Consider the following 23,438-nt stretch of genomic DNA (forward strand, 5'->3'; position numbering starts at 1 on the left):
GTTCAATCTGTGAAGACTTGAGGGGGTCTCCGGTGTCGGGACCGCCCTCAAGCTTTGCTGCATCAAGGCGAGCGATCAGCGTCGCTTGGCCATTTCGTTGATGAAGCGATCGAACAATGGCGCTACGTCGTTCGGGCCAGGGCTGGCTTCAGGGTGACCCTGGAAGCTGAAGGCGCTCTTGTCGGTAAGCTCGATGCCTTGCAGGGTGCCGTCGAACAGCGATTTGTGGATCGCGCGGACGTTGCCTGGCAGGGTGGTCTCATCTACCGCGAAACCGTGGTTCTGACTGGTGATCATCACCACACCGCTGTCCATGTCCTGGACCGGGTGGTTGGCGCCATGGTGGCCGTGACCCATTTTCAAGGTCTTGGCGCCGGCGGCCAGGGCCAGCAGCTGGTGACCGAGGCAGATACCGAACACCGGGATGTCGGTTTCCAGCACGTCCTTGATCGCCTGGATTGCGTAGTCGCAAGGCTCGGGGTCACCCGGGCCGTTGGACAGGAACACGCCATCGGGATTGAGCGCCAACGCGTCAGCCGCAGGCGTTTGCGCCGGCACCACGGTCACGCGGCAACCGCGCGCAACCAGCATGCGCAGGATGTTCAGCTTGACGCCGTAGTCGTAGGCAACCACGTGATACGGCAGCTCGGAGGCGTCGATGGTCGCATGGCTGTCGGTTTTCAGGTCCCAGACCGTCGAGCGCCATTCGTATTGCTCTTTGGTGCTGACGACTTTCGCCAGGTCCATGCCTTTGAGACCAGGGAAGCCTTGCGCGGCGGCGATGGCCGCTTCTTCGGAAATGTTGTCACCGGCCATGATGCAGCCGTTCTGCGCGCCTTTCTCACGCAGGATGCGCGTCAGGCGGCGAGTGTCGATACCGGCGATTGCCACCACATTGTTGGCTTTCAGGTAGTCGGACAAAGACAGCTTGTTACGCCAGTTGCTCGCCACCAGCGGCAGGTCACGGATGACCAGGCCAGCGGACCAGACGCGATCGGACTCGGCATCTTCCGGCGTGGTGCCGGTATTGCCGATGTGCGGGTAAGTCAGGGTAACGATCTGTTGGGCGTAGGAAGGATCGGTAAGGATTTCCTGATAGCCGGTCATGGCGGTGTTGAACACCACCTCACCAACGGTTTGACCGTCGGCTCCAATGGCTTCGCCGCGAAAAATGCTGCCATCAGCAAGGGCGAGTATGGCTGGCTTAGTCAAGAAGACCTCCCGTAAATAAAGCCTGAAAGGGCGATCGCAGGTTGTAAAAAAGCGGAGTGACGTATGGACACGTCACCCCGCTTCTTCACCGAATAATTCTGCGCGCTTTTAGTGGACACACTAAAGCTGTAGCTTACAGAAAAAGGCATTTTTGGTCTACCGCCAATGAGCCCAAAAGGCCGGAGAATGCGACAGGACGTCGCTTGGCGGGGTAAAACCGGGTCCAGACGCTGAGTCTGGACCCGATTTCGGGCACATCTTAGCGCAGGTCGAGCACGTCTTGCATGTCGTAAAGGCCTGGCCCACGTCCGTCCAGCCACAAAGCCGCACGAACCGCACCCTTGGCGAAGGTCATGCGACTGGAAGCCTTGTGCGTGATCTCGACACGCTCACCGTCGGCGGCGAAGAGCACGGTGTGATCGCCGACGATGTCACCGGCACGCACTGTGGCGAAGCCGATGGTTTCGCGAGCACGGGCACCGGTCTGCCCTTCACGACCGTAAACCGCCACCCTCTTCAAGTCACGACCCAGCGCATCGGCAATCACTTCGCCCATGCGCACGGCAGTCCCCGACGGCGCGTCGACTTTATGCCGGTGGTGGGCTTCGGAGATTTCGATATCGACGTCGTCACCCAGCACACGGGCAGCCGTGTCGAGCAGCTTCAGGCACAGGTTGACGCCGACACTGAAGTTGGCGGCGAAGACGATAGGAATGTCCTTGCCCGCCTCGGCCAGCAACTGCTTCTCTTCAACGCTGAAGCCGGTGGTGCCGATGATCATCGACTTACCGTGCTTGCGGCAGAACGCGAGGTTCTTCAGGGTCACCGTCGGGTGCGTGAAGTCGATCAGCACGTCGAACTCGTCGACCACCCGACCCAGATCACCGGACAGTGGCACGCCGATACGACCCAGCGCCGCCAGCTCTCCAGCATCCGCGCCGACCAGCGAGCTGTCCGGGCGATCCACCGCCGCCGTCAGACCGGCACCCGGCGTTTGCTGCACGGCTTCGATCAGGGTTTTGCCCATGCGCCCGGCGGCGCCCATCACTGCAATACGTCGCATGCCTGTCTCCTTACAAATCGCCGAAGAAGCGCTTTACGCCTTCGAACCAACCGGTGGTTTTCGGCGAATGACTGTTATCGTCCGCCAGCGAGCTACGGAACTCTTCCAGCAATTCGCGCTGGCGACGCCCCAGGTTGACCGGGGTTTCGACCGCCACGCGACACATCAGGTCACCGGCACCGCCGCCCCGCACTGGCGCGACGCCTTTGCCGCGGACACGGAACTGCTTGCCGGTCTGAGTGCCCTCGGGGATCTTCAGTTTGACCCGACCATCAAGGGTCGGAATCTCCAGCTCGCCACCCAGCGCCGCGTCGACAAAGCTGATCGGCACTTCGCAGAACAGGTGTTTGCCGTCACGCTGGAAGATCGCGTGCTCGCGCACATTGATCACCACGTACAGGTCGCCGGTCGGGCCACCCTGCGCACCCGCCTCGCCTTCGCCGGACAGGCGAATGCGGTCACCGGTATCGACGCCGGCCGGCACTTTCACCGAGAGCGTCTTGTACTCTTCGACACGGCCTTCGCCGTGGCAGGAATCGCACGGATCGGAAATGATCTTGCCCTGGCCATGGCAGCGCGGGCAGGTCTGCTGCACTGAGAAGAAGCCTTGCTGCATGCGGACCTGGCCGATACCGCCACAGGTCGGGCACGTGACAGGCGAAGAGCCTTTCTTGGCTCCCGAGCCGTCGCACGGCTTGCAGTTGACCAGTGTCGGAACGCGGATATTCACGGTGGTACCGCGCACCGCCTCTTCCAGGTTCAGCTCCAGGGTATAACGCAGGTCGCTGCCGCGCTGAGCGCCGCCACGGGAACCACCGCGACCGCCACCGAAGAAGTCGCTGAAGACATCACCAAAGATGTCGGAGAAGTTCTGGCCGCCAAACCCGGCACCGCCGCCGCCCATGCTTGGGTCGACACCGGCATGGCCGTACTGGTCGTACGCCGCGCGCTTGCTGGAATCGGACAGCACTTCGTAGGCCTCGTTGGCCTCCTTGAACATCTCTTCCGACGCTTTGTCATCGGGATTACGGTCCGGGTGGTGTTTCATCGCCAGGCGACGGTAGGCCTTCTTCAGGTCCGCTTCGCTTGAGCCGCGCTCAACACCCAATACTTCGTAATAGTCACGCTTTGCCATAAGTCTTTGCACTCTTAAGGACGTTCGGCAAACCCCTCCTGAGCCTCGCCAAACTCGTTGAGCCCCAATACAGGCCCGGACCCAACTCACGTCAATTCAACGATCCTGGTCTTTGATTCAATACGGTACTTGCGGCTCGAAAAGCAGGAGCATTCCCGGCCATACCCTCAGCACCCGAGCGGTTGTCGCATGCTGTAAAAATTCGCTAACTCCAGACACGCCAACGCGGGAGCAAGCTCCCGCGCGGCGACATCCTACCAGTCACCGCCTGAAGGCAGTCAACCGGGCGACCAACAACTTACTTGTGGTCTTTGACTTCTTCGAACTCGGCATCGACGACGTCGTCGGCTTTTTCAGCTTTTTCGTCGTTCGGTGCCGCACCTTCAGCCGGCTGAGCCTGCTCGGCGTACATTTTCTGAGCCACTGGCGCGGAGACTTTGGACAACTCTTCAACCTTGGCGTCGATAGCAGCCTTGTCGTCGCCTTTGATGGCGGCTTCCAGGGCAACTACTGCAGCTTCGATTGCAGTCTTCTCTTCAGCGGTCACTTTGTCGCCGGCATCAGCGACCATTTTACGCGTCGAGTGAACCAGGGCGTCGCCCTGGTTGCGGGCGCCGGCCAGCTCTTCGAACTTGCGGTCTTCCTCAGCGTTCACTTCAGCATCACGAACCATCTGCTGAATTTCTTCCTCGGACAGACCGGAGTTGGCCTTGATCACGATCGACTGAGTCTTGCCGGTGGCCTTGTCTTTCGCGCCGACGTGCAGGATGCCGTTGGCGTCGATGTCGAAGGTCACTTCGATTTGTGGCACGCCACGTGGTGCTGGTGGAATCTCGGCCAGGTCGAACTTGCCCAGGGACTTGTTCTGTGCGGCTTGCTTGCGCTCACCTTGCAGCACGTGAATGGTCACCGCGCCCTGGTTGTCGTCGGCCGTCGAGAACACTTGCGATTTCTTGGTAGGAATCGTGGTGTTTTTCTCGATCAGCGCAGTCATCACGCCACCCATGGTTTCGATACCCAGGGTCAACGGGCTGACGTCGAGCAGCAGAACGTCTTTCACGTCGCCGGCCAATACCGCGCCCTGGATAGCAGCACCCATGGCAACGGCTTCGTCAGGGTTGACGTCTTTACGTGCTTCTTTACCGAAGAAATCGGTGACCAGCTTCTGAACCAGCGGCATACGGGTTTGACCGCCGACCAGGATCACGTCGTTGATCGCGCCAATCTCGATACCGGCGTCTTTCATCGCAATGCGGCAAGGTTCGATGGTGCGTTGAACCAGGTCTTCAACCAGCGCTTCCAGCTTGGAACGCGAGATCTTCACGTTCAAGTGCTTCGGACCGGTCGCATCTGCGGTGATGTACGGCAGGTTCACGTCGGTCGACTGGCTCGAGGACAGTTCGATCTTGGCTTTTTCAGCAGCTTCTTTCAGGCGCTGCATCGCCAGCGGGTCACCTTTGAGGTTCATGCCGCTTTCTTTCTTGAATTCGTCGACGAGGTAGTCGATCAGACGAATGTCAAAGTCTTCACCGCCCAGGAAAGTGTCGCCGTTGGTGGCCAATACTTCGAACTGGTGCTCGCCATCGACTTCAGCGATTTCGATCACGGAAACGTCGAAAGTACCGCCGCCCAGGTCATAAACGATCACGGTGTGATCGCCCTTGGCCTTGTCCATACCGTAAGCCAGCGCAGCTGCGGTCGGTTCGTTGATGATACGTTTAACGTCCAGGCCCGCGATGCGGCCGGCGTCCTTGGTGGCTTGACGCTGGCTGTCGTTGAAGTAGGCCGGAACGGTGATCACCGCTTCAGTCACTGGCTCGCCGAGGTAGTCTTCGGCGGTCTTCTTCATTTTCTTCAGAATTTCAGCCGAGATTTGTGGCGGTGCCATTTTCTGGCCGTTCACTTCAACCCAGGCGTCGCTGTTGTCAGCCTTGACGATCTTGTAAGGGACCATCTGAATGTCTTTCTGCACGACTTCTTCGTCGAAACGACGACCGATCAAACGCTTCACCGCATACAGGGTGTTGTGCGGATTGGTCACTGCCTGACGCTTGGCGGACTGGCCAACCAGGATTTCGCCATCGTTGGCATACGCCACGATCGAAGGGGTGGTACGCGTGCCTTCAGCGTTTTCGATGACTTTGGCTTTGCCGTTTTCAAGAATGGAGACGCAGGAGTTGGTAGTCCCCAGGTCGATACCGATAATTTTGCCCATGTTCACTCTCCCGAAACTTTGGATTTGGATGCCGCAGCAGTGGTGGCTAACTGCGGTAGCACTTAAACGCTTGACTTCTAAATGGGGGCCTTGCGGCTAATTTCAAGCCTGCTCGTCAATCGAAGGCGCAACTGGCGCGCTGGCTTTGCTGACCACGACCATGGCCGGGCGCAGCAGGCGACCATTGAGCTGATAGCCCTTCTGGAACACCTTGAGCACGCTGTTCGGCTCGACGTCGGCGCTTTCCTGCATGGCCATTGCCTGATGCTGCGATGCATTGAAGGGCTCGCCTTCAGGGTCGATCACTTCCAGCTGATAACGCTTCAGGGTGTCCTGGAACATTTTCAGGGTCAGTTCGATCCCTTCACGCATCGGACGAATGTTTTCGTCGTCAGGGTTGGACAACTCCAGGCCACGCTCGAGGCTGTCGATGATCGGCAGCAGGTCACCGGCGAATTTCTCCAGGGCGAACTTGTGAGCCTTCTCTACATCCTGCTCGGCGCGACGGCGGACGTTCTGCAGATCAGCTGCTACACGCAAAGCCTGATCATGAGCGCCAGCCAATTGCTCTTCGAGCACTTGTACACGAGCCGCCAGCTCATCACCCTCCTGGGCAGCCTGATCGGCGTCTAGATTTTGCGTATCCACTGTCTGTTCGTCAGCCATAGATTTCTCCTTTCAATATCGTCCGCGAGCTCAACTCGCGCTTCTGTCCCGGTATATGGGGCCGCAAATTCGAGCTTCAAGGGCCACTCGCTGATTAACCCTACAAAAAACAGCTGCATTGTCATTCCCGGGCGCACTAAGGATTTCGTCGGTCCAAGCAAATCGAGCTAAAGAGGGGCATTGTCAGTCAGAATAAAAACACTGTATAAATAACCAGACCTAATGCCTGGGAGCGGCCTTTATGCTGGTGCACCTGTCCGTACACAACTACGCCATCGTTGAACATCTCGATCTCGAACTCGATCGCGGGATGAGCGTGATCACAGGGGAAACCGGCGCCGGCAAGTCGATCATGCTCGACGCCCTGGGCCTGACCCTGGGCGATCGCGCCGACAGCGGCGTGGTCCGCCCCGGCGCCGACAAGGCCGATATCCTGGCCACCTTCGACCTGGTCGACATTCCGGAAGCCAGCACCTGGCTGGCCGAGCGCGACCTGGAGAGCGACGGCCCGTGCATCCTGCGCCGGGTGATCACTGCCGAAGGGCGCTCGCGCGGCTACATCAACGGCACCCCCTGCCCGCTCGGCGACCTCAAGGCCCTGGGCGAGTTGCTGATCGATATCCACAGCCAGCACGAACACCAGTCCTTGCTCAAGACCGACACCCACCGCCGCCTGCTCGACGAGTACGCCGGCGCGACGGACCTTGCCCGCCAGGTGCAACTGGCCGCCCAACGCTGGCGCCAGACGCGCCAGGAACGGGATCGTCTGTCCAACTCCGGCGACGAGCAGCGCGCTCGCCATCAGCTGCTCAGTTATCAACTCGAGGAGCTGGAAAACCTCGGCCTCGGTGAAAACGAGCTGGAGCAACTCGAGCAAGAGCACAAGAACCTGACCAACGCCGAAACGCTGCTGGGCATCTGCCGGCAAGTGGTCGAACAATGCAGCGAAAGTGATTCAGGCAATGTCCTGAATGCACTCACCGCCAGCCTCAACCGCCTGTCGAGCGTGAACAACTCGATCGGCGCCCTGGGCGAAGCCAGCAGCCTGCTGACCAGTGCGCAGATCCAGGTCGAGGAAGCCGTGGGCGAACTGAACCGCTTCCTGGATAATTTCGACGCCGACCCGGCGCGCCTTCAGTACCTGGAAGAACGACTGGACGCGATTTACACCATGGCGCGCAAACATCGCATTCAACCGACCGAGGTCGCGGATCTGCAACAGCGCCTGCTGGATGAAATCGAAACCCTGAATGCCAACGACGAATCCATCGAACGACTGAGCGATGAGCTGGCGTCCTACGCCCGTCATTATCAGGAGAAGGCCCGGGAACTGAGCGACCTGCGCCATCAGGCCTCAAGTAGCCTGGCAAGCGCCGTGGAGCAGGAAATCCAGCGACTGGGCATGCCGGGGGGGCGCTTCACCATCGAACTGCGCCCCAACAGCAGCGATGAATTGCTGCCCAACGGTCTCGAACAGGTAGAGCTGCTGGTGAGCGCCAACCCGGGGCAACCGCTCAAAGCCCTGGCAAAAGTGGCCTCCGGTGGCGAGCTGTCACGAATCAGCCTGGCGATTCAGGTCATCACCGCGCAAACCTCGCGCATACCGACCCTGGTCTTCGACGAAGTGGACGTAGGTATTGGCGGCCCGACTGCCGAGATTGTCGGCCAGTTGCTGCGTCGTCTCGGTGAACGCGGGCAGGTACTGACAGTGACCCACTTGCCGCAGGTAGCGGCACAAGGTCATCAGCATCTATTTGTGCACAAGGTGCGCGGCGAGGACGCAACCCGCACGGCGGTCTCCAAGCTGAACAAGAATGATCGTATCGAAGAAGTGGCGCGAATGCTGGGCGGCATCGATCTGACCAAGGAGTCCTTGGCTCACGCAAAAAAAATGGTCGTTACCGCAAAGATTTAGCAACGGCAGACAGCACGAAGGCGACCCTGGGGTCGCCTTCGTTCGTTTCGCGAACCTCAAGTTCGCGCGACATGCTTACTTTTTCTTGCGCACGTACAGTACAAGGTTGTGATCAACCATCTCGAAGCCATACTTGTCGACGATTGCCTTCTGCAGCCGCTCGATTTCTTCATCGAAGAATTCGATCACTTCGCTGGTTTCGACGTTGACCATATGGTCGTGATGCTTGCCGTCATCCAGCTCGAAGACCGCATGGCCTCCGTCGAAGTTGTGCCGCACCACAAGGCCCGCTGCCTCGAACTGGGTCAGGACACGGTAAACCGTGGCCAGACCGACGTCCTCACCAGCTTCCATCAGTGCCTTGTAGACGTCCTCGGCACTCATGTGGCGTTGCTCGGCGGAATCGAGCATTTGCAGAATCTTGACCCGTGGAAGGGTCACTTTGAGGCCGGCTTTGCGTAGTTCGCTATTTTCAACCATGGTCAGCTTTCTCGCGATGCTGCTTCGCAGCTTCTCTTAATGCGGGTATGATCGGCGTTTACGTTGTCCCAGCCAAGATAGTGGAAGTCGCCCACCGATGCAAAACACCAAGCTCTTGCTAACCAGTTTCACCTTTGTGGGACTGCTCGCACTCGCCGGTTGTTCATTCCCCGGGGTTTACAAAATCGACATCCAGCAGGGCAATGTCGTCACGCAGGACATGATAGACCAGTTACGCCCGGGAATGACCCGTCGGCAAGTACGGTTTATCATGGGCAACCCTCTGCTGACTGACACGTTCCATGCCGATCGCTGGGATTATCTGTATAGCCTGCAACCGGGTGGCGGTGAACGCCAACAGGAACGCATTAGCGTTATCTTCAACCCAAATGACCAACTTGTCAGCCTCTCCGGTGATTTCATGCCGGGCGTGAGCCGAGACGAAGCCATTCTTGGCAAGGACAGCGGCACCAGCGTGACCGCACCGGCAGAAAACGCCGAGAAGCCGAAACCGGAAAAACCGGTCAAGCCAGGTTCGTTGCTGGATCAGATCCAGAAGGACGTCGACGGCGTAGAAACCGTTCCGGTCCCGACTCCACAACCTCTGGAAACCTCGCCGCAGTAATGTGCGAGGCCATAAAAAACCCGGCATGCCCGGGTTTTTTATCGCCTGGCGTTTATTCGCGTCACTGATTCCGCGCCTTGGCCTCGGCCGCCTTGGCGGCGCGCAGCCGACGAACTTCTTTCGGATCGGCCAGCAGCGGCCGGTAAATTTCGATGCGATCCCCCGCCTGAACCGCACGACTGTCCGGATCGAGGATCGCCCTTGCGAAGATCCCCACAGGACAATCGGCCAGATTCAGTTCCGGAAATGCCTGACCGATGCCCGACTTCTGTAAAGCCGCTCGCACTGTCGTGCCTGCAGGCACTGTGACAGTGAGAAGCACCTGACGATCAACGGCGGCATACACCACCTCGACCTCGATCATGGCCTCAACCATGCATCTGCCTGGCCCGCTGGCAGAACGCATCCACCAGCGTATTGGCCGCCTGATTGAACAACGGCCCCAAGGTGGCGCGAATGATCGGCCCGGCGTAATCGAACGACAGATCCAGGCTGATCTTGCACGCCTTCTCGCCCAGCGGCTTGAACACCCACACGCCGTGCAGCTGATTGAACGGACCTTTTTCAAGGTTCATTTCGATCGACTGTCCGGGCACCAGGGTATTGCGCGTCACGAAATGCTGACTGAGCCCGCCCTTGGCTACGCCCACACTGGCGCGCATATGCTCGGGGGAGCTTTCCAGGACTTCGGCCGTCGAGCACCACGGCAGGAATTCCGGGTAACGCGCCACGTCGTTGACCAGGTCATACAGTGCTTGCGCGGGGTACGGCAGCAGGGCCGAACGTTGAATGTGTGTCGTCATGTCAGCGTCACTTCCACAGCTGGGCGGCAAACACTACGAGAATGCCGATGGGCGCCACATAGCGCATCAAGAACAGGGACAAGGCGAACAACATCGGGCTGCGGATCGACAACTCGTCGCGTACCGTTTCCCGACCCATCACCCATCCCGCAAACACTACGAAACATAAGCCACCGAGTGGCAACATGATTCGCGAGGTGAAGAAATCGATCACGCCGAAGAAGTCCAGGCCACCGGCCGCACCCCATTGGTAGAGATGGAACATCCCGCCTTCGTTCACGAAAAACTTGGCTTGCTTCCAGATATTGAAAGAAAAGACCGTGCCCAAACCGACAAACCAGCAGGTGAAGGCCAACCAGAACGTCACCCAGGCGCGGCTGACTTTAGTGCGTTCAACCAGGTAAGCCACCATCGGCTCGAGCAGGGAAATCGCCGAACTCCAGGCGGCAATCGCCACCAGCACGAAGAACACTACGCCCATCAATTGGCCGAAGGCTACGTTGCCAAAGGCAAATGGCAGGCTGACGAACATCAGGCCCGGGCCCTCGCTCGGGTTCAGGCCCGCGGCAAACACAATCGGAAACAACGCCAGGCCCGCGACCAGGGAAACGAACGTATCCAGCAGCGCCACGCCGACGATGGTGCCGGAAATCGACGAATCCTTCGGCATATAGGCGCCATAGATCATGATCGAACCAACGCCCACGCTCAGGGAAAAGAAGGCGTGCCCCATGGCCGGCAGCAAGCCGTCCAGGACTTTTTCCGGGTGGAAGTCGAACATGAAATGCACGCCCTCCATGAAATGGCCGGTGGTCATGCTGTAGCCCAGCAACACCAGAATCATCACGAACAGCAGCGGCATCATGATGCGCAGGCTGCGCTCAAGGCCGGCCACCACGCCCTTGGCGATCACGATGGCGGACAGCAGCATGAAAATCGTGTGCCAAAGTGTCAAGCGCCACGGATCGGCGATCACATTGCCGAAATATGCGCCAACCTGGTCTGCCGTCACCCCCTGAAAATCACCGCGCCCCATGTCGATGATGTAATCCAGCGACCAGCCGCCGACAACACTATAGAACGACAGGATCAGCAGCGCCGTGATCATCCCGGCGAAAGCCCCCCAGGACCACTTCGCCGAATGCCCCGCCTCCAGCGCCAACACCTTCAAGGCATTGGCCGGGCTCTGCCGGGCGCGACGGCCGATCAGGGTTTCCGCCAGCATGACCGGCACACCGATCAGCGCGATACAGGCCAGGAACATCAGCACGAAGGCACCGCCACCGTAGACGCCGACCATGTACGGGAATTTCCAGATACTACCCAGGCCCACGGCCGAACCGGTCGCGGCGAGTATGAAGACCCAGCGGCTAGCCCAACTGCCGTGGACAGAAACCTTGTCTGTCGACATCGTTATCACGCCCAAGCGTTCAAAAAAGAGGCCGCATTGTCCGGGATTCAATCAACCTGCTCAAGCACGTAGCGATACCGTAGCCGACTAGCGTGTAACTCCCTATAATGCCGCCCCTATGGCTAAACAGAAGAAACACCCAACAGGGACCATCGCGCAAAATAAAAAGGCGCGACACGATTACTTCATCGAGCACAAGTTCGAGGCTGGTCTGGTCCTGGCCGGCTGGGAAGTAAAAAGTCTGCGGGCAAGCAAGCTGCAACTGGTTGACAGTTATGTGCTGCTCAAGGATGGCGAAGCCTGGCTGCTTGGCAGCCACATTACGCCGCTGATGACCGCCAGCACCCACGTCATCGCTGATCCGACCCGCACCCGTAAATTGCTGCTCAACCGACGCGAGCTGGAAAAGCTGGCCGCTGCCGTGCAGCAAAAAGGCTACGCCTGCGTGTGCCTGTCCTGGTACTGGAGCAAGCACATGGTCAAGTGCGAGATCGCTCTGGGCAAGGGCAAGAAGGAATACGACAAGCGTGATACCGAACGCGAACGCGACGCCGGTCGCGAGTTGCAGCGTGCGGTGCGCAACAAGGGCAAGGAAGATTGATTCTTTCGCCTTGAGGTCCTCTTCGCGGGCAAGTCGGATCGCCGCACCGCCGCTCCCACAAGGTCCGTGGATGCCGATATTTTTGCGGCAAACCGAGAACCCTGTGGGAGCGGCGGTGCGGCGATCCGACTTGCCCGCGATGCGATCGCATAAACGATACAAAACCCACTGACTACATCCCCTTGCGCCGCTCCGCCCGAGCCATGCGCTGCACTTCCTGACGCACCTCTTCCAACACTTCCTGCACATACAAAATGTGCCGGCTGGAGACTTCCCGCGCCTGCTCCGCCCTGCCTTCGATAATCGCAAGGTACAACTCCCGATGCTGTGAAATCAGCATGTCGCGGGTTTCGGTGCGTTGCTTGTACATCCCGCCGATGTTGGTCACCACATTGCGCTTGAGCAGATCGAACAGCCCGCGAATCGTGTGCAGCAACACCGCGTTGTGGCTGGCTTCAGCGATCGCCAGATGGAATTTCGCATCCGCTGCGCCCTCTTCCGCACGGCTCACCTCATCGTGGCGCGTGTAGCAGTCCTGCAATTCGTTGAACGCCGTCGTTAGCCGTTCGCGATCGACATCCGTGGCACGCAACGCCGCGTAATAGGCGCAGGACGCTTCCAGGGTGTGACGAAACTCCAGCAGGTCGCGCTGGGCTTCAGGGTTGCTTTCCAGCAGATGCAGCAGCGGATCACTGAACGTCGATCCCAGCGACTCCACCACATAGTTGCCGCCCCCCTGGCGACTGACCAGCAAACCCTTGGCCGCCAGTTTCTGAATCGCTTCACGCAACGAAGGGCGTGACACACCAAACTGCTCGGCCAACGTACGTTCGGCCGGCAGACGCTCGCCCGCCTTCAGCGTGCCCTCGAGGATCATCCCCTCGAGCCGCTCGACAATATCGTCAGACAAACGGCGCTGACGTATCTGATCAAACCCCATAACTCACTTCTCCACGATCCCGACAGCTCGCCGGGCCTTCTATTCTGGCCGATCGGCGCTGAGTCGGCACCCTGGCAGATGGCATTGGACCGACCGCATCAGATGACCTGCGCACCGCGTATTCGACAAAAGTTGCAGGGCGACAAATTGACACGCCGCCCATAAGGCTTTTACCCTAGCCAACAGCGATTGTAAATTGGTATTACCAATTAACCAAGCCGCTGACCAGTGCCTGACCAACAACAATTAGGGGCCACCCCATATGCAAACCTGGCAACAGCTCTATAGTCCGCTCGGCAGTCTCGGCCTTTCCGCGCTCGCGGCCGTCATCCCCATCGTATTTTTCTTCCTGGCCTTGGCCGTGTTCCGCCTCAAAGGCCATGTGGCCGGCAGCATCACCCTGGCCTTGTCCATTGCCGTGGCCATCTTCGCGTTCCAGATGCCTGTCGACATGGCGTTCGCTGCCGCCGGCTACGGTTTCGCCTATGGCCTGTGGCCCATTGCCTGGATCATCGTCGCGGCGGTCTTCCTCTACAAACTGACGGTCAAGAGCGGGCAGTTCGAAGTGATCCGCAGCTCGGTGCTGTCGATCACTGACGACCAGCGCCTGCAAGTACTCCTGATTGGATTCTGCTTCGGTGCGTTCCTGGAAGGTGCCGCCGGTTTCGGTGCGCCGGTCGCGATTACCGCCGCGCTGTTGGTAGGACTGGGCTTCAACCCGTTGTACGCCGCAGGCCTGTGCCTGATCGCCAACACCGCACCGGTAGCCTTCGGCGCCTTGGGGATCCCGATCATCGTTGCCGGGCAAGTCACCGGCATCGATGCGTTCAAGATCGGCGCCATGACCGGCCGTCAATTGCCGCTGCTGTCGCTGTTCGTGCCGTTCTGGCTGGTGTTCATGATGGACGGCCTGCGCGGCGTGCGGGAAACCTGGCCGGCAGCGCTGGTGGCGGGCCTGAGCTTTGCCATCACCCAGTACTTCACCTCCAACTTCATTGGCCCGGAACTGCCGGACATCACCTCGGCCCTGGCCAGCCTGATTTCCCTGACCCTGTTCCTGAAAGTCTGGCAGCCGAAACGCGCCGCTGGCCAACATATCGTCGGCGCCGTCTCGGCGTCCGTGGTTACCGCCAGCGCCGGCGGCTTCGGCCTGCCGCGCAGCACCGTGGCGTCGCCCTACAGCTTCGGTGAAATTCTCAAGGCCTGGTCGCCGTTCCTGATCCTCACCGTGCTGGTCACTATCTGGACCCTGAAACCGTTCAAGGCGATGTTCGCGGCCGGCGGCTCGATGTACAGCTGGGTGTTCAACTTCGCGATCCCGCACCTGGATCAGATGGTGATCAAGGTCGCACCGATCGTAACCGCCCCGACGGCCCTGCCTGCCGTATTCAAGCTGGACCCGATTTCCGCGACCGGCACCGCGATTTTCTTCTCCGCGCTGATCTCGATGCTGGTGTTGAATATCAACCTCAGAACTGGTCTGACCACTTTGAAAGAGACCTTCTATGAGCTGCGCTGGCCGATTCTGTCCATCGGCATGGTGCTGGCGTTTGCCTTCGTCACCAACTACTCGGGCATGTCCTCGACCATGGCTCTGGTATTGGCGGGCACCGGCGCAGCCTTCCCGTTTTTCTCGCCGTTCCTCGGCTGGTTGGGTGTGTTCCTGACTGGTTCCGATACTTCGTCCAACGCACTGTTCAGTTCGCTGCAAGCGACCACCGCACACCAGATCGGCGTCAGCGACGTGTTGCTGGTAGCGGCGAACACCAGCGGTGGCGTGACCGGCAAGATGATCTCGCCACAATCGATCGCCGTGGCCTGCGCCGCGACCGGCCTGGTGGGCAAGGAATCGGATCTGTTCCGTTTCACCCTCAAGCACAGCCTGTTCTTTGCAACGATCGTCGGCTTGATCACCTACGCACAGGCGTACTGGTTCACCGGCATGCTGGTGCACTAAGCACGATAAGAAAAACCGACGCCGGACGCGGCGTCAGCTATTCACCACCCGGTCTGCAAGGCTGCTGAAAGCTTCCCTCTCTATATTCAGCAGCCTCAGCGGACGGATAACCGGGCCCACCCGGAGACACGCCTGATGAGCGAGCTTTTTTACAACGCTGTGCCGAACGCGACCCGTGTCGCCCCGCCACTGCCCGAGCCCCGGCAATACCCCAGCGAAAGACCGTCACGGGTCTACCTGTTCGGCACCTGCGTGGTGGACCTGTTCTACCCCGAAGCCGGGATGGATGCGATTCACCTGCTGGAACGCGAAGGCATCCGTGTCGAGTATCCGCAGGGGCAAAGCTGCTGCGGGCAACCGGCCTACACCTCGGGTTACACCGAGCAGGCGAGGACCGTGGCACGCTCGCAACTGGCGCTGTTTGCCGGGGATTATCCGGTGGTGGTGCCGTCGGGATCGTGTGCCGGGATGTTGCGCGAACATTACGCCGACTTGTTCAAGGACGAGCCGGACACGCTGAAACAGGTTCAAGCGCTGGCTGCCCGGACTTATGAACTGGCCGAGTTTTTGTTGTTTGTCTGCAAGGTGCAGCTCCAGGACAGTGGCGAGCCAGTCAAAGTAGCGTTGCACACCTCGTGTTCGGCGCGACGTGAGATGAACACCCACCTGCACGGCCGTGAGTTGTTGGCGCAGCTAGGCAATGTGGAGCGAGTCGAGCACAGCCACGAAAGTGAATGCTGTGGCTTCGGCGGGACTTTCAGCGTACGTATGCCAGACATTTCCGGCGCGATGGTGGCTGACAAGACCCGCTCGTTGAAGGAGTCCGGCGCGCACCAGGTACTCAGTGCCGACTGCGGTTGCCTGATGAACATCAACGGCTCGCTGGAGAAACAGCAGGAAGCGTTGCGCGGCCAACACCTGGCCAGCTTCCTCTGGCAGCGAACCGGAGGCGCCCGATGAACGCTTCCGCGATTATTCCTACGGTTGCCGTAGAAGAAGATTTCCGCACCCGGGCTCACAAGGCCTTGGGTGACCCGCAACTGCGAAACAACTTTCGCACTGCGATGGATTCACTGATGACCAAACGGGCAGCGTCCTTCAGCGATGCCCATGAAAGAGAACATTTGCGAGCGCTGGGCAATGCCGTCCGCGCCCGTGCGTTATCCAAGTTGCCCGACCTGCTCGAGCAGCTTGAACAAAACCTGACCCGCAACGGTGTGACAGTGCACTGGGCGGAAACGGTGGACGAGGCCAATGGCATCGTCTTATCGATCATCCGCGCTCACGAGGGGCGGCAAGTGATCAAGGGCAAATCGATGGTCAGCGAAGAGATGGAGATGAACCATGTCCTCGCTGAACAGGGCATTGAATGCCTGGAATCGGACATGGGCGAGTACATCGTCCAGCTCGACCACGAGAAGCCTTCACACATTATTATGCCGGCGATCCACAAGAATGCCGGTCAGGTCGCGTCCTTGTTCCACGACAAACTTGGCGTGGAATACACCAAGGACGTTGACCAACTCATTCAGATCGGTCGCAAAGTCTTGCGCCAGAAATTCTTCGAAGCGGACATCGGCGTCTCCGGCGTCAACTTCGCCGTGGCCGAAACCGGCACCCTGCTGCTGGTGGAAAACGAAGGCAACGGGCGCATGACCACTACGGTGCCGCCGGTGCACATCGCCGTCACCGGTATTGAAAAGGTCGTGGAAAACCTGCGCGATGTGGTGCCGCTCTTGTCGTTGCTGACCCGATCGGCCCTTGGCCAGCCGATCACCACCTACGTCAACATGATCTCCGGCCCGCGCAAGGAACATGAACTCGACGGCCCGCAGGAAGTGCACCTGGTACTGCTGGACAACGGACGCAGCCAGGCCTTTGCCGACAGTGAATTGCGCCAGACCCTGAACTGCATCCGCTGCGGCGCCTGCATGAATCATTGCCCGGTCTACACTCGCATCGGCGGTCACGCCTATGGCGAGGTTTACCCTGGGCCTATCGGAAAAATCATCACCCCGCACATGGTCGGCCTGGCGAAAGTCCCCGATCACCCGAGCGCTTCGTCCCTGTGCGGTGCCTGTGGTGAAGTCTGTCCGGTGAAAATCCCGATCCCCGCCTTGCTGCGGCGTCTGCGGGAAGAGAACGTCAAAGCGCCGGACAGCCCGCATCAAGTCATGCGCGGCCAGGGCAGCAAGTACTCGCGCAAGGAACGCTTTATCTGGAACGCCTGGGCCAGGCTCAACAGTTCGCCGACGCTCTATCGCCTGTTCGGCTTCTTCGCCACTCGCTTGCGCGCCCTCGCGCCGAGCAACGTCGGTCCGTGGACGCAAAATCACAGCGCACCGAAACCTGCTGCCCGTTCACTGCATGACATGGCCCGCGAGCATCTGGCCAAACAGGGAGACCGTTGATGAGCGCCAAGCACACTATCCTCGCCAAGCTGCGCCACAGTCTGACGGGCACCACGCCGGTGCCTGACGAGTTCGACGTCGAACTGGTGACCCGGCCCTACACCTACTCGCCCGAACAACGCATTGCGCAATTGCGCAAACTGATGGAAGCGGTGCACACGGAAATCCATCTGTCGTCCGGCGAAAGCTGGCCCGGGTTGCTGGCCCAATTGCTGCGGGATCGTCAGCTGCCGAACCTGCTGATCGCGCCGACCACGCCTCATGGTCAAAAGGTCACTCAACACTGGGCGAAAAATCCCGGGCTGCCGGCGCTCAAAGCCTACGACCGTCCGGTTGAAGAATGGAAAGCCGAGCTGTTCAACGACACCGCGGCCAGTCTGACCACCACCCTTGGCGCCATCGCCGCGACAGGCAGCCTGATTCTCTGGCCGACGCGGGAAGAACCGCGCCTGATGAGCCTGGTGCCACCGGTGCATTTCGCCCTGCTGAAGGCCAGTGAAATCCGCGACAACTTCTATGAAGTGCAGCAGGAATTCGAATGGGCCCAGGGTATGCCGACCAACGCGCTGCTGGTGTCGGGCCCATCGAAAACCGCTGACATCGAACAGGTCCTGGCCTACGGCGCCCACGGCCCGAAAGACCTGGTGCTGCTGATCCTGGAGGACCAATGAGTCTACCGACGGCTTTTCTGCAAGATGCACAACGGCTGATTCCCCAGGCACGACGTTTCGACGACCCGTTGTCGACCCTGGCCTTCGGCACTGACGCCAGTTTCTACCGGCTGATTCCGCAACTGGTGATTCGTGTCGAGTCCGAAGAGGAAGTGGTGGCGCTGCTCAGACTCGCGCAACGGGATCAGGTCCCGGTGACGTTTCGCGCCGCGGGTACCAGCCTGTCCGGCCAGGCCATCAGCGATTCGGTGCTGATCGTGCTTGGGGATAACTGGAATGGTCGCGAAATCCGTGATCAGGGCCGGCAGATCCGTCTGCAACCGGGCGTGATCGGCGCTCAGGCCAACGCCTGGCTGGCACCGTTCGGGCGCAAGATCGGCCCGGACCCGGCCTCGATCAACGCCTGCAAAATCGGTGGCATCGTCGCCAACAATGCCAGCGGCATGTGCTGCGGCACGGCGCAAAACACCTATCACACCTTGGCCGGTATTCGCCTGGTGCTGGCCGACGGCAGTCGTCTCGACACCGAAGATGCGGCCAGCGTTGCCGCGTTTCGCCACAGCCACGCGGCGCTGCTTGAGCGACTGGCAACCTTGGGCCGCGAGACCCGCGCCAATGTCGAACTGGCTGCGAGAATCCGCCACAAATACCGTCTGAAAAATACCACCGGCCTGTCGCTCAACGCCCTGGTGGATTTCGACGAGCCTGTGGATATCTTGAGCCACTTGCTGGTCGGTTCCGAAGGCACCCTCGGCTTCATCAGCGCGGTGACCTACGACACCGTGATCGATCACCCGAACAAGGCGTCGGCGCTGATTGTGTTCCCGGACGTAGAGACCTGCTGTAACGCAGTCACGGTGCTGAAAAGCCAACCGGTGTCGGCCGTGGAACTGCTGGACCGTCGCAGTCTGCGTTCGGTGCAGGACAAACCCGGCATGCCGGCTTTCGTACAGCACCTGTCGAACAATGCCTGCGCGCTGCTGATCGAATCCCGCGCCGCCTCGTCCACCTTGCTGCAAGAACAACTGACGCAAATCATGGCGTCGTTGACCTCGTTCCCTGTGGAGAAACAAGTCGACTTCACCGAAGACCCGGTGGAAAACGCCCGACTCTGGGCGATCCGCAAGGACACCTTCCCCGCCGTCGGCGCCGTGCGCAAAACCGGGACCACGGTGATCATCGAAGACGTGACCTTCCCCGTGGAACAACTGGCTGCCGGCGTAAACCGCTTGATCGAGCTGTTCGACAAACATCACTACGACGAAGCGATCCTTTTCGGACACGCCCTGGAAGGTAATCTGCACTTCGTCTTCACCCAAGGCTTCAACAACCCGGAAGAAGTCGCACGCTATCAAGCGTTCATGGACGACGTCGCACAGTTGGTGGCGGTGGAGTTCGGCGGCTCGCTGAAAGCCGAACACGGCACCGGTCGCAACATGGCGCCCTTCGTCGAACTGGAATGGGGCAGCGACGCGTACCAATTGATGTGGCAGCTCAAACGCCTGCTCGACCCCAACGGCATTCTCAACCCGGACGTGGTGCTCAGTGAAGATCCGCAGATCCACCTCAAGCACCTGAAGCCACTGCCGGCCGCCGACGAGATTGTGGACAAGTGCATCGAGTGCGGCTTCTGCGAGCCGGTCTGCCCCTCGAAAGGCCTGACCCTGAGCCCGCGCCAGCGCATCGTGATCTGGCGGGACATCCAGGCGAAGAAACGCGCCGGGGTGGACACCACAGAACTTGAAGCGGCCTACGAATACCAGGGCATCGACACCTGCGCCGCGACCGGCCTCTGCGCCCAACGTTGCCCTGTAGGAATCAATACCGGCGACCTGGTGAAAAAGCTCCGCAGCCGCAACGCGACCCATACGAAAACCGCCAACTGGCTCGAAGGCAATTTCGCCACCGCGTTGCAAGGCGCACGCTTCACCCTGCACGTGGCCAACGGCGCGCGGATGCTGTTGGGCGCACCGCGACTGGCGAAACTCTCGGCCACGCTGACGCGCTTATCCAAAGGTCAGGTCCCGCAATGGACCAACGCCATGCCGCAACCGGAAAAGGCCATTCGCTTCAGCCCGAGCGTGTCGGACCAGCGCCCTCGGGTGGTGTACCTGGCGGCCTGTGTGTCGCGGGTCATGGGTCCCGCGGCCGGTGATAAAGAGCAGATGTCGCTGTACGACAAAACCCGTGGCTTATTGGAAAAAGCCGGTTACCAAGTGGTGTTTCCAGACAACCAGGACAGCCTCTGCTGCGGTCAACCCTTCGCGTCCAAAGGCTACGCCGAACAGGCCGAACACAAACGCCAGGAACTGATCGGCGCGTTGCTGCACGCCAGTCGTGGCGGGCTCGACCCGATCTACTGCGACACCAGCCCCTGCACCTTGCGCCTGGTCCAGGACCTGGGCGAAGTTCGACTGGACCTGTACGACCCGGTGCGTTTCATCCGTACGCATCTGATGGATCGCCTGGACTTCACGCCGCAGGAAGCACCGATCGCGGTGCATGTCACCTGCAGCACCCAGCACCTGGGCGAAAGCCAGGCACTGATCGATCTGGCGCGCAAATGCAGCCAGAACGTGGTCATTCCCGAAGGTATTCACTGCTGCGGATTTGCCGGTGACAAGGGCTTCACCACACCGGAGCTGAACGCGCATGCCTTGCGTACGCTCAAGGATGCCGTGCAGCACTGCAGCGAGGGGATTTCTACCAGTCGCACCTGTGAAATCGGCCTGACGCAACACGGCGGAATCGACTACCACGGGTTGGTGTACCTGGTGGACCGGGTCACCCGGGCGAAGGCGACCTGAAGAAAAATAGAACCCTGACGCGCCGCCGCAGTCCACTGATCAAGCCCCGCAAAACGCGGGTCTTCCCCACACTCGGCAGCCCGTCCTGATGGCCAGCGATGCCTGGACCCTCAGCTCAAGGAGATACACATGAAACGTTCTGTACTGTTAGGTCTGTTCGTTACTGCTTCCATGATGGCGTCCACCTCGTTTGCCGCTGAAGAAGACCTCTGCTCGACCAACCTGCAAACCATCGAAAATGCCAAGACACAGATTTCTCCAGAGATGACAGATCAGGTGGCGGCCTCCGTCAAGAAAGCCAAAGCCGATCACGCATTGGGCACTAAGAAAGGCACCGAAGATTGCATCGCCGAGACTACTCAGACCATTCAGGATATTCAGAAGTCCAGTGACGGTGGCAAACAATAGCCCCAGCAAAATGCCAACCTTCGGGTTGGCCTTATGGGAATTGTTGGCGTATTGGCTCAACCCAAATACGAAGCAAACCAAAACCCGCCAATTGCGGGTTTTGTTGCATCTGGGGGTTTGGCAATCCGCTTTAGTGCCATTGCTCCTATCAAACAGTTTTTTCATAGCCTTTTTTGCAAAAACCGAATTCCTGCGCAGCGCCGTAGTCTTTTAAGTAGGCCCCCATCAATCGTGGCTTGTTTTCCGACCTCGGCCGAGCCGCCCGCTCATACGGCAGCACCGAGACCATCAGCTCAAGGAGATATCCATGAAACGTACCGCACTCGCTGGTCTGTTCATTTCTGCTGCAATGTTGGCCTCTCCCGTATTTGCTGCGGACAACAACCTTTGTACGAGCAAGCTGCAAGAGCTCAAAAGCAAAGTGAATTCACTGCCGGCGAGCACCAACAACACCACAATGGAGATCAAGCGACTGATGTCCAGCGCCGAAGCGTCCCAAGCCGCCGGGGACGACAAAAAATGCGTCACCGAGGCCACCCAGGCATCGTCACTCGCTGACCAACAGCGCAACCAACCCACCCCATAATCTGTGGTGGCCAACCTTTGGGTTGGCCTTCTCACGCGTGTTGGCGTACACTGCGCAGGCTTGTTGCTCACTTTGATTCACAGAGCAACAGGCTCGGGGCCGTTTAGGATTCGACGCCGGTTGCGAAACTTTAGGTGCATGCCGAGTTGGTAACAGAACTCGTAAATCCACTGTTGCAACTTTCTATAGTTGCCAATGACGAAACCTACGGGGAATACGCTCTCGCTGCGTAAGCAGCCTTAGCCCTTCCCTCCTGGTACCTTCGGGTCCAGCAATCATCAGGGGATGTCTGTAAACCCAAAGTGATTGTCATATAGAACAGAATCGCCGTGCAGTACGTTGTGGACGAAGCGGCTAAAACTTACACAACTCGCCCAATGCACCCTGCCCGTCGGGTCGCTGAGGGTTAACTTAATAGACACGGCTACGCATGTAGTACCGACAGCGGAGTACTGGCGGACGGGGGTTCAAATCCCCCCGGCTCCACCAAATACGAAGCAAGCCAAAACCCGCCCAGTGCGGGTTTTGTTGCATCTGGGGTTCAGTGTTCCAGAGGCCAACACCTACCCTGTGGGAGCGAGCTTGCTCGCGAAGAGGCCAGCCAAACCACCACAAATCCCCAGCGACCGCATCAACCACCGTCGCCCCGCCCCCTGTAGGAGCTGGCTTGCCAGCGAAGACGCCGGCCAACCCACCATAAATCCCCAGCGGCCAAACAAACCAGCATCGCCCCGACCACCCCCGGAGACGCCCATGCGCCAAGCCCTCCTCATCATCGACGTCCAACCCAGCTTCACCCCACCCCAATGGCTCATCGACGGCATCCGCACATTGATCGGCACCCTCCCCAGCGCCGCCACCGTCGAACGCCACGACGAATCCAAAACCCCCTTCCAGAAACAACTCGGCTGGCACCCGGCACCCGATGACGACAGCCTCATCCAGGCCGACCGAATCTTCATCAAGCACGGCTACGCGCCGTCACCGCAAACCATCGAATATTTGCACAGCCTGAAGGTGGAACGGGTATTGGTGTGCGGCCTGCAAACCGAAACCTGCTGCCTGGCGGCCGGGTTCGCGTTATTCGATGCGGGGTTGCAGCCGACGTTGATCACGGATTTGACGGTAGGGTCATCGCTGGATCGGACGGGTGGTTTGGGCGTCAGGCTTTGGGAGCATCATTTCAAGCACAGGGTGACGTTGGTAGAGCTGCAACGAGGTTTGAGCGGGATGCTGCCATGACAAGCTTAAGGTTTCAGTCCTAGGAAATTTCCTTCAACTCGCGGCGCCCGCCAGACACTGGCCCGCGAAAAGTAAATCTGTATGCTTTCGTTCACAAAGATTCGGTCACCCATTTGTGCTTCACCTTGGATTTTCTTCATACCAAAGGAATGACGATGACTCCTGATGAACAGCTCATGCAGAATGAAGCGATTTCCTTTGCCCGATCGAACAAGAAAGCCATAGCCAGGCGCCGAACCGACAGAGCGATATACCCTCCGGAGCAAGATCCTGTATCAGTATTTATGGCT

The 23,438-nt window shown here is 59.5% G+C and carries 21 protein-coding genes and 1 other RNA gene; 12 read left to right on the forward strand and 10 right to left on the reverse strand.

The genetic code is table 11. The annotated features are described in order from the left end of the window. Positions 1 to 75: 75 nt before the first annotated feature. The 5 genes from carA to grpE all read right to left on the reverse strand — a co-directional run bounded on the left by carA (position 76) and on the right by grpE (position 6,291). Positions 76 to 1,212 carry a glutamine-hydrolyzing carbamoyl-phosphate synthase small subunit gene (gene carA, locus ACA062_RS29195; RefSeq protein WP_497454119.1) on the reverse strand — a complete coding sequence of 379 codons (1,137 nt, stop codon included), beginning with the start codon at positions 1,210 to 1,212 and terminating at the stop codon, positions 76 to 78. Positions 1,213 to 1,471: 259 nt separating this feature from the next. Then, on the reverse strand, positions 1,472 to 2,275 hold the full coding sequence (gene dapB, locus ACA062_RS29200) for a 4-hydroxy-tetrahydrodipicolinate reductase (RefSeq protein ID WP_497454120.1): 804 nt from the start codon (positions 2,273 to 2,275) through the stop codon (positions 1,472 to 1,474). Between the two features lie 10 nt (positions 2,276 to 2,285). Further along, positions 2,286 to 3,410: a molecular chaperone DnaJ gene (gene dnaJ / locus ACA062_RS29205; protein WP_019651071.1), complete on the reverse strand. Its 1,125-nt coding sequence runs from the start codon at positions 3,408 to 3,410 to the stop codon at positions 2,286 to 2,288. 298 nt (positions 3,411 to 3,708) lie between these two features. Further along, positions 3,709 to 5,625: a molecular chaperone DnaK gene (dnaK, locus tag ACA062_RS29210; protein WP_497454121.1), complete on the reverse strand. Its 1,917-nt coding sequence runs from the start codon at positions 5,623 to 5,625 to the stop codon at positions 3,709 to 3,711. A 102-nt stretch (positions 5,626 to 5,727) separates the two neighbouring features. Then, positions 5,728 to 6,291 (reverse strand): nucleotide exchange factor GrpE, encoded by a 564-nt coding sequence (gene grpE, locus ACA062_RS29215; RefSeq protein ID WP_497454122.1) that lies wholly within the window; start codon positions 6,289 to 6,291, stop codon positions 5,728 to 5,730. Between the two features lie 241 nt (positions 6,292 to 6,532). Here grpE and recN point away from each other — a divergent pair, with 241 nt between their 5' ends. Continuing rightward, complete coding sequence (recN, locus tag ACA062_RS29220; protein ID WP_497454123.1) at positions 6,533 to 8,206, forward strand: DNA repair protein RecN; 1,674 nt, start codon at positions 6,533 to 6,535, stop codon at positions 8,204 to 8,206. Between the two features lie 75 nt (positions 8,207 to 8,281). On the opposite strand, the gene fur is transcribed toward recN, so the two are convergent. Further along, positions 8,282 to 8,686 (reverse strand): ferric iron uptake transcriptional regulator, encoded by a 405-nt coding sequence (gene fur, locus ACA062_RS29225; RefSeq protein WP_003197684.1) that lies wholly within the window; start codon positions 8,684 to 8,686, stop codon positions 8,282 to 8,284. 97 nt (positions 8,687 to 8,783) lie between these two features. On the opposite strand from fur, the gene ACA062_RS29230 reads away from it, so the two are divergent. After that, positions 8,784 to 9,311: an outer membrane protein assembly factor BamE gene (locus ACA062_RS29230; protein ID WP_497454124.1), complete on the forward strand. Its 528-nt coding sequence runs from the start codon at positions 8,784 to 8,786 to the stop codon at positions 9,309 to 9,311. 61 nt (positions 9,312 to 9,372) lie between these two features. On the opposite strand, the gene ACA062_RS29235 is transcribed toward ACA062_RS29230, so the two are convergent. Genes ACA062_RS29235 through ACA062_RS29245 form a run of 3 tightly spaced genes read right to left on the reverse strand, consistent with a single transcriptional unit; the run spans position 9,373 to position 11,525 of the window. Next, positions 9,373 to 9,687 carry an RnfH family protein gene (locus tag ACA062_RS29235; protein ID WP_497454125.1) on the reverse strand — a complete coding sequence of 105 codons (315 nt, stop codon included), beginning with the start codon at positions 9,685 to 9,687 and terminating at the stop codon, positions 9,373 to 9,375. Next, positions 9,680 to 10,114: a type II toxin-antitoxin system RatA family toxin gene (locus ACA062_RS29240; protein ID WP_497454126.1), complete on the reverse strand. Its 435-nt coding sequence runs from the start codon at positions 10,112 to 10,114 to the stop codon at positions 9,680 to 9,682. Before ACA062_RS29240 ends, ACA062_RS29235 begins: the two co-directional genes overlap by 8 nt. Positions 10,115 to 10,121: 7 nt before the next feature. Beyond that, positions 10,122 to 11,525 (reverse strand): sodium-dependent transporter, encoded by a 1,404-nt coding sequence (locus tag ACA062_RS29245; RefSeq protein ID WP_150745439.1) that lies wholly within the window; start codon positions 11,523 to 11,525, stop codon positions 10,122 to 10,124. A 118-nt stretch (positions 11,526 to 11,643) separates the two neighbouring features. Between ACA062_RS29245 and smpB the strand changes: the two genes are divergently transcribed. After that, positions 11,644 to 12,126, forward strand: coding sequence for an SsrA-binding protein SmpB (gene smpB / locus ACA062_RS29250; protein ID WP_007900551.1), 483 nt, complete (start codon positions 11,644 to 11,646; stop codon positions 12,124 to 12,126). 172 nt (positions 12,127 to 12,298) lie between these two features. On the opposite strand, the gene ACA062_RS29255 is transcribed toward smpB, so the two are convergent. Then, entirely contained in the window at positions 12,299 to 13,066 is a 768-nt protein-coding gene (locus ACA062_RS29255; RefSeq protein WP_497454127.1) for a GntR family transcriptional regulator, read from the reverse strand. A gap of 262 nt (positions 13,067 to 13,328) precedes the next feature. On the opposite strand from ACA062_RS29255, the gene ACA062_RS29260 reads away from it, so the two are divergent. From ACA062_RS29260 to ACA062_RS29300, 9 genes are all read left to right on the forward strand, one after another. Further along, on the forward strand, positions 13,329 to 15,023 hold the full coding sequence (locus ACA062_RS29260; RefSeq protein WP_497454128.1) for a lactate permease LctP family transporter: 1,695 nt from the start codon (positions 13,329 to 13,331) through the stop codon (positions 15,021 to 15,023). Between the two features lie 135 nt (positions 15,024 to 15,158). Beyond that, positions 15,159 to 15,983, forward strand: a complete 825-nt coding sequence (locus ACA062_RS29265) for a (Fe-S)-binding protein (RefSeq protein WP_497454129.1) — start codon at positions 15,159 to 15,161, stop codon at positions 15,981 to 15,983. Then, positions 15,980 to 17,434: a LutB/LldF family L-lactate oxidation iron-sulfur protein gene (locus ACA062_RS29270; protein WP_497454130.1), complete on the forward strand. Its 1,455-nt coding sequence runs from the start codon at positions 15,980 to 15,982 to the stop codon at positions 17,432 to 17,434. Before ACA062_RS29265 ends, ACA062_RS29270 begins: the two co-directional genes overlap by 4 nt. Then, entirely contained in the window at positions 17,434 to 18,105 is a 672-nt protein-coding gene (locus ACA062_RS29275; protein WP_497454131.1) for a LutC/YkgG family protein, read from the forward strand. Before ACA062_RS29270 ends, ACA062_RS29275 begins: the two co-directional genes overlap by 1 nt. Next, on the forward strand, positions 18,102 to 20,912 hold the full coding sequence (locus ACA062_RS29280; RefSeq protein ID WP_497454132.1) for an FAD-binding and (Fe-S)-binding domain-containing protein: 2,811 nt from the start codon (positions 18,102 to 18,104) through the stop codon (positions 20,910 to 20,912). The genes ACA062_RS29275 and ACA062_RS29280 overlap by 4 nt, the downstream gene beginning before the upstream one ends. Before the next feature lie 129 nt (positions 20,913 to 21,041). Beyond that, positions 21,042 to 21,320, forward strand: a complete 279-nt coding sequence (locus ACA062_RS29285; RefSeq protein WP_497454133.1) for a PA2433 domain-containing protein — start codon at positions 21,042 to 21,044, stop codon at positions 21,318 to 21,320. A 307-nt stretch (positions 21,321 to 21,627) separates the two neighbouring features. Then, positions 21,628 to 21,906, forward strand: a complete 279-nt coding sequence (locus ACA062_RS29290) for a PA2433 domain-containing protein (protein ID WP_497454134.1) — start codon at positions 21,628 to 21,630, stop codon at positions 21,904 to 21,906. A gap of 95 nt (positions 21,907 to 22,001) precedes the next feature. After that, positions 22,002 to 22,395, forward strand: a transfer-messenger RNA (tmRNA) gene (ssrA, locus tag ACA062_RS29295). A 264-nt stretch (positions 22,396 to 22,659) separates the two neighbouring features. After that, a complete protein-coding gene (locus ACA062_RS29300; protein ID WP_497454135.1) occupies positions 22,660 to 23,148 on the forward strand; it encodes an isochorismatase family protein in 489 nt (162 codons plus the stop codon). Positions 23,149 to 23,438: the final 290 nt, after the last annotated feature.

This window comes from Pseudomonas sp. LBUM1679, assembly GCF_059695565.1.

What these genes read in the sequence shown, in the direction of transcription:
- dapB (WP_497454120.1), bottom strand. Translation starts at nt 2,275, where the DNA reads ATGCGACGTATTGCAGTGATGGGCGCCGCCGGGCGCATGGGCAAAACC.
- dnaJ (WP_019651071.1), bottom strand. Translation starts at nt 3,410, where the DNA reads ATGGCAAAGCGTGACTATTACGAAGTATTGGGTGTTGAGCGCGGCTCA.
- dnaK (WP_497454121.1), bottom strand. Translation starts at nt 5,625, where the DNA reads ATGGGCAAAATTATCGGTATCGACCTGGGGACTACCAACTCCTGCGTC.
- grpE (WP_497454122.1), bottom strand. Translation starts at nt 6,291, where the DNA reads ATGGCTGACGAACAGACAGTGGATACGCAAAATCTAGACGCCGATCAG.
- recN (WP_497454123.1), top strand. Translation starts at nt 6,533, where the DNA reads ATGCTGGTGCACCTGTCCGTACACAACTACGCCATCGTTGAACATCTC.
- fur (WP_003197684.1), bottom strand. Translation starts at nt 8,686, where the DNA reads ATGGTTGAAAATAGCGAACTACGCAAAGCCGGCCTCAAAGTGACCCTT.
- ACA062_RS29230 (WP_497454124.1), top strand. Translation starts at nt 8,784, where the DNA reads ATGCAAAACACCAAGCTCTTGCTAACCAGTTTCACCTTTGTGGGACTG.
- ACA062_RS29235 (WP_497454125.1), bottom strand. Translation starts at nt 9,687, where the DNA reads ATGGTTGAGGCCATGATCGAGGTCGAGGTGGTGTATGCCGCCGTTGAT.
- ACA062_RS29240 (WP_497454126.1), bottom strand. Translation starts at nt 10,114, where the DNA reads ATGACGACACACATTCAACGTTCGGCCCTGCTGCCGTACCCCGCGCAA.
- ACA062_RS29245 (WP_150745439.1), bottom strand. Translation starts at nt 11,525, where the DNA reads ATGTCGACAGACAAGGTTTCTGTCCACGGCAGTTGGGCTAGCCGCTGG.
- smpB (WP_007900551.1), top strand. Translation starts at nt 11,644, where the DNA reads ATGGCTAAACAGAAGAAACACCCAACAGGGACCATCGCGCAAAATAAA.
- ACA062_RS29255 (WP_497454127.1), bottom strand. Translation starts at nt 13,066, where the DNA reads ATGGGGTTTGATCAGATACGTCAGCGCCGTTTGTCTGACGATATTGTC.
- ACA062_RS29260 (WP_497454128.1), top strand. Translation starts at nt 13,329, where the DNA reads ATGCAAACCTGGCAACAGCTCTATAGTCCGCTCGGCAGTCTCGGCCTT.
- ACA062_RS29265 (WP_497454129.1), top strand. Translation starts at nt 15,159, where the DNA reads ATGAGCGAGCTTTTTTACAACGCTGTGCCGAACGCGACCCGTGTCGCC.
- ACA062_RS29270 (WP_497454130.1), top strand. Translation starts at nt 15,980, where the DNA reads ATGAACGCTTCCGCGATTATTCCTACGGTTGCCGTAGAAGAAGATTTC.
- ACA062_RS29275 (WP_497454131.1), top strand. Translation starts at nt 17,434, where the DNA reads ATGAGCGCCAAGCACACTATCCTCGCCAAGCTGCGCCACAGTCTGACG.
- ACA062_RS29280 (WP_497454132.1), top strand. Translation starts at nt 18,102, where the DNA reads ATGAGTCTACCGACGGCTTTTCTGCAAGATGCACAACGGCTGATTCCC.
- ACA062_RS29285 (WP_497454133.1), top strand. Translation starts at nt 21,042, where the DNA reads ATGAAACGTTCTGTACTGTTAGGTCTGTTCGTTACTGCTTCCATGATG.
- ACA062_RS29290 (WP_497454134.1), top strand. Translation starts at nt 21,628, where the DNA reads ATGAAACGTACCGCACTCGCTGGTCTGTTCATTTCTGCTGCAATGTTG.
- ACA062_RS29300 (WP_497454135.1), top strand. Translation starts at nt 22,660, where the DNA reads ATGCGCCAAGCCCTCCTCATCATCGACGTCCAACCCAGCTTCACCCCA.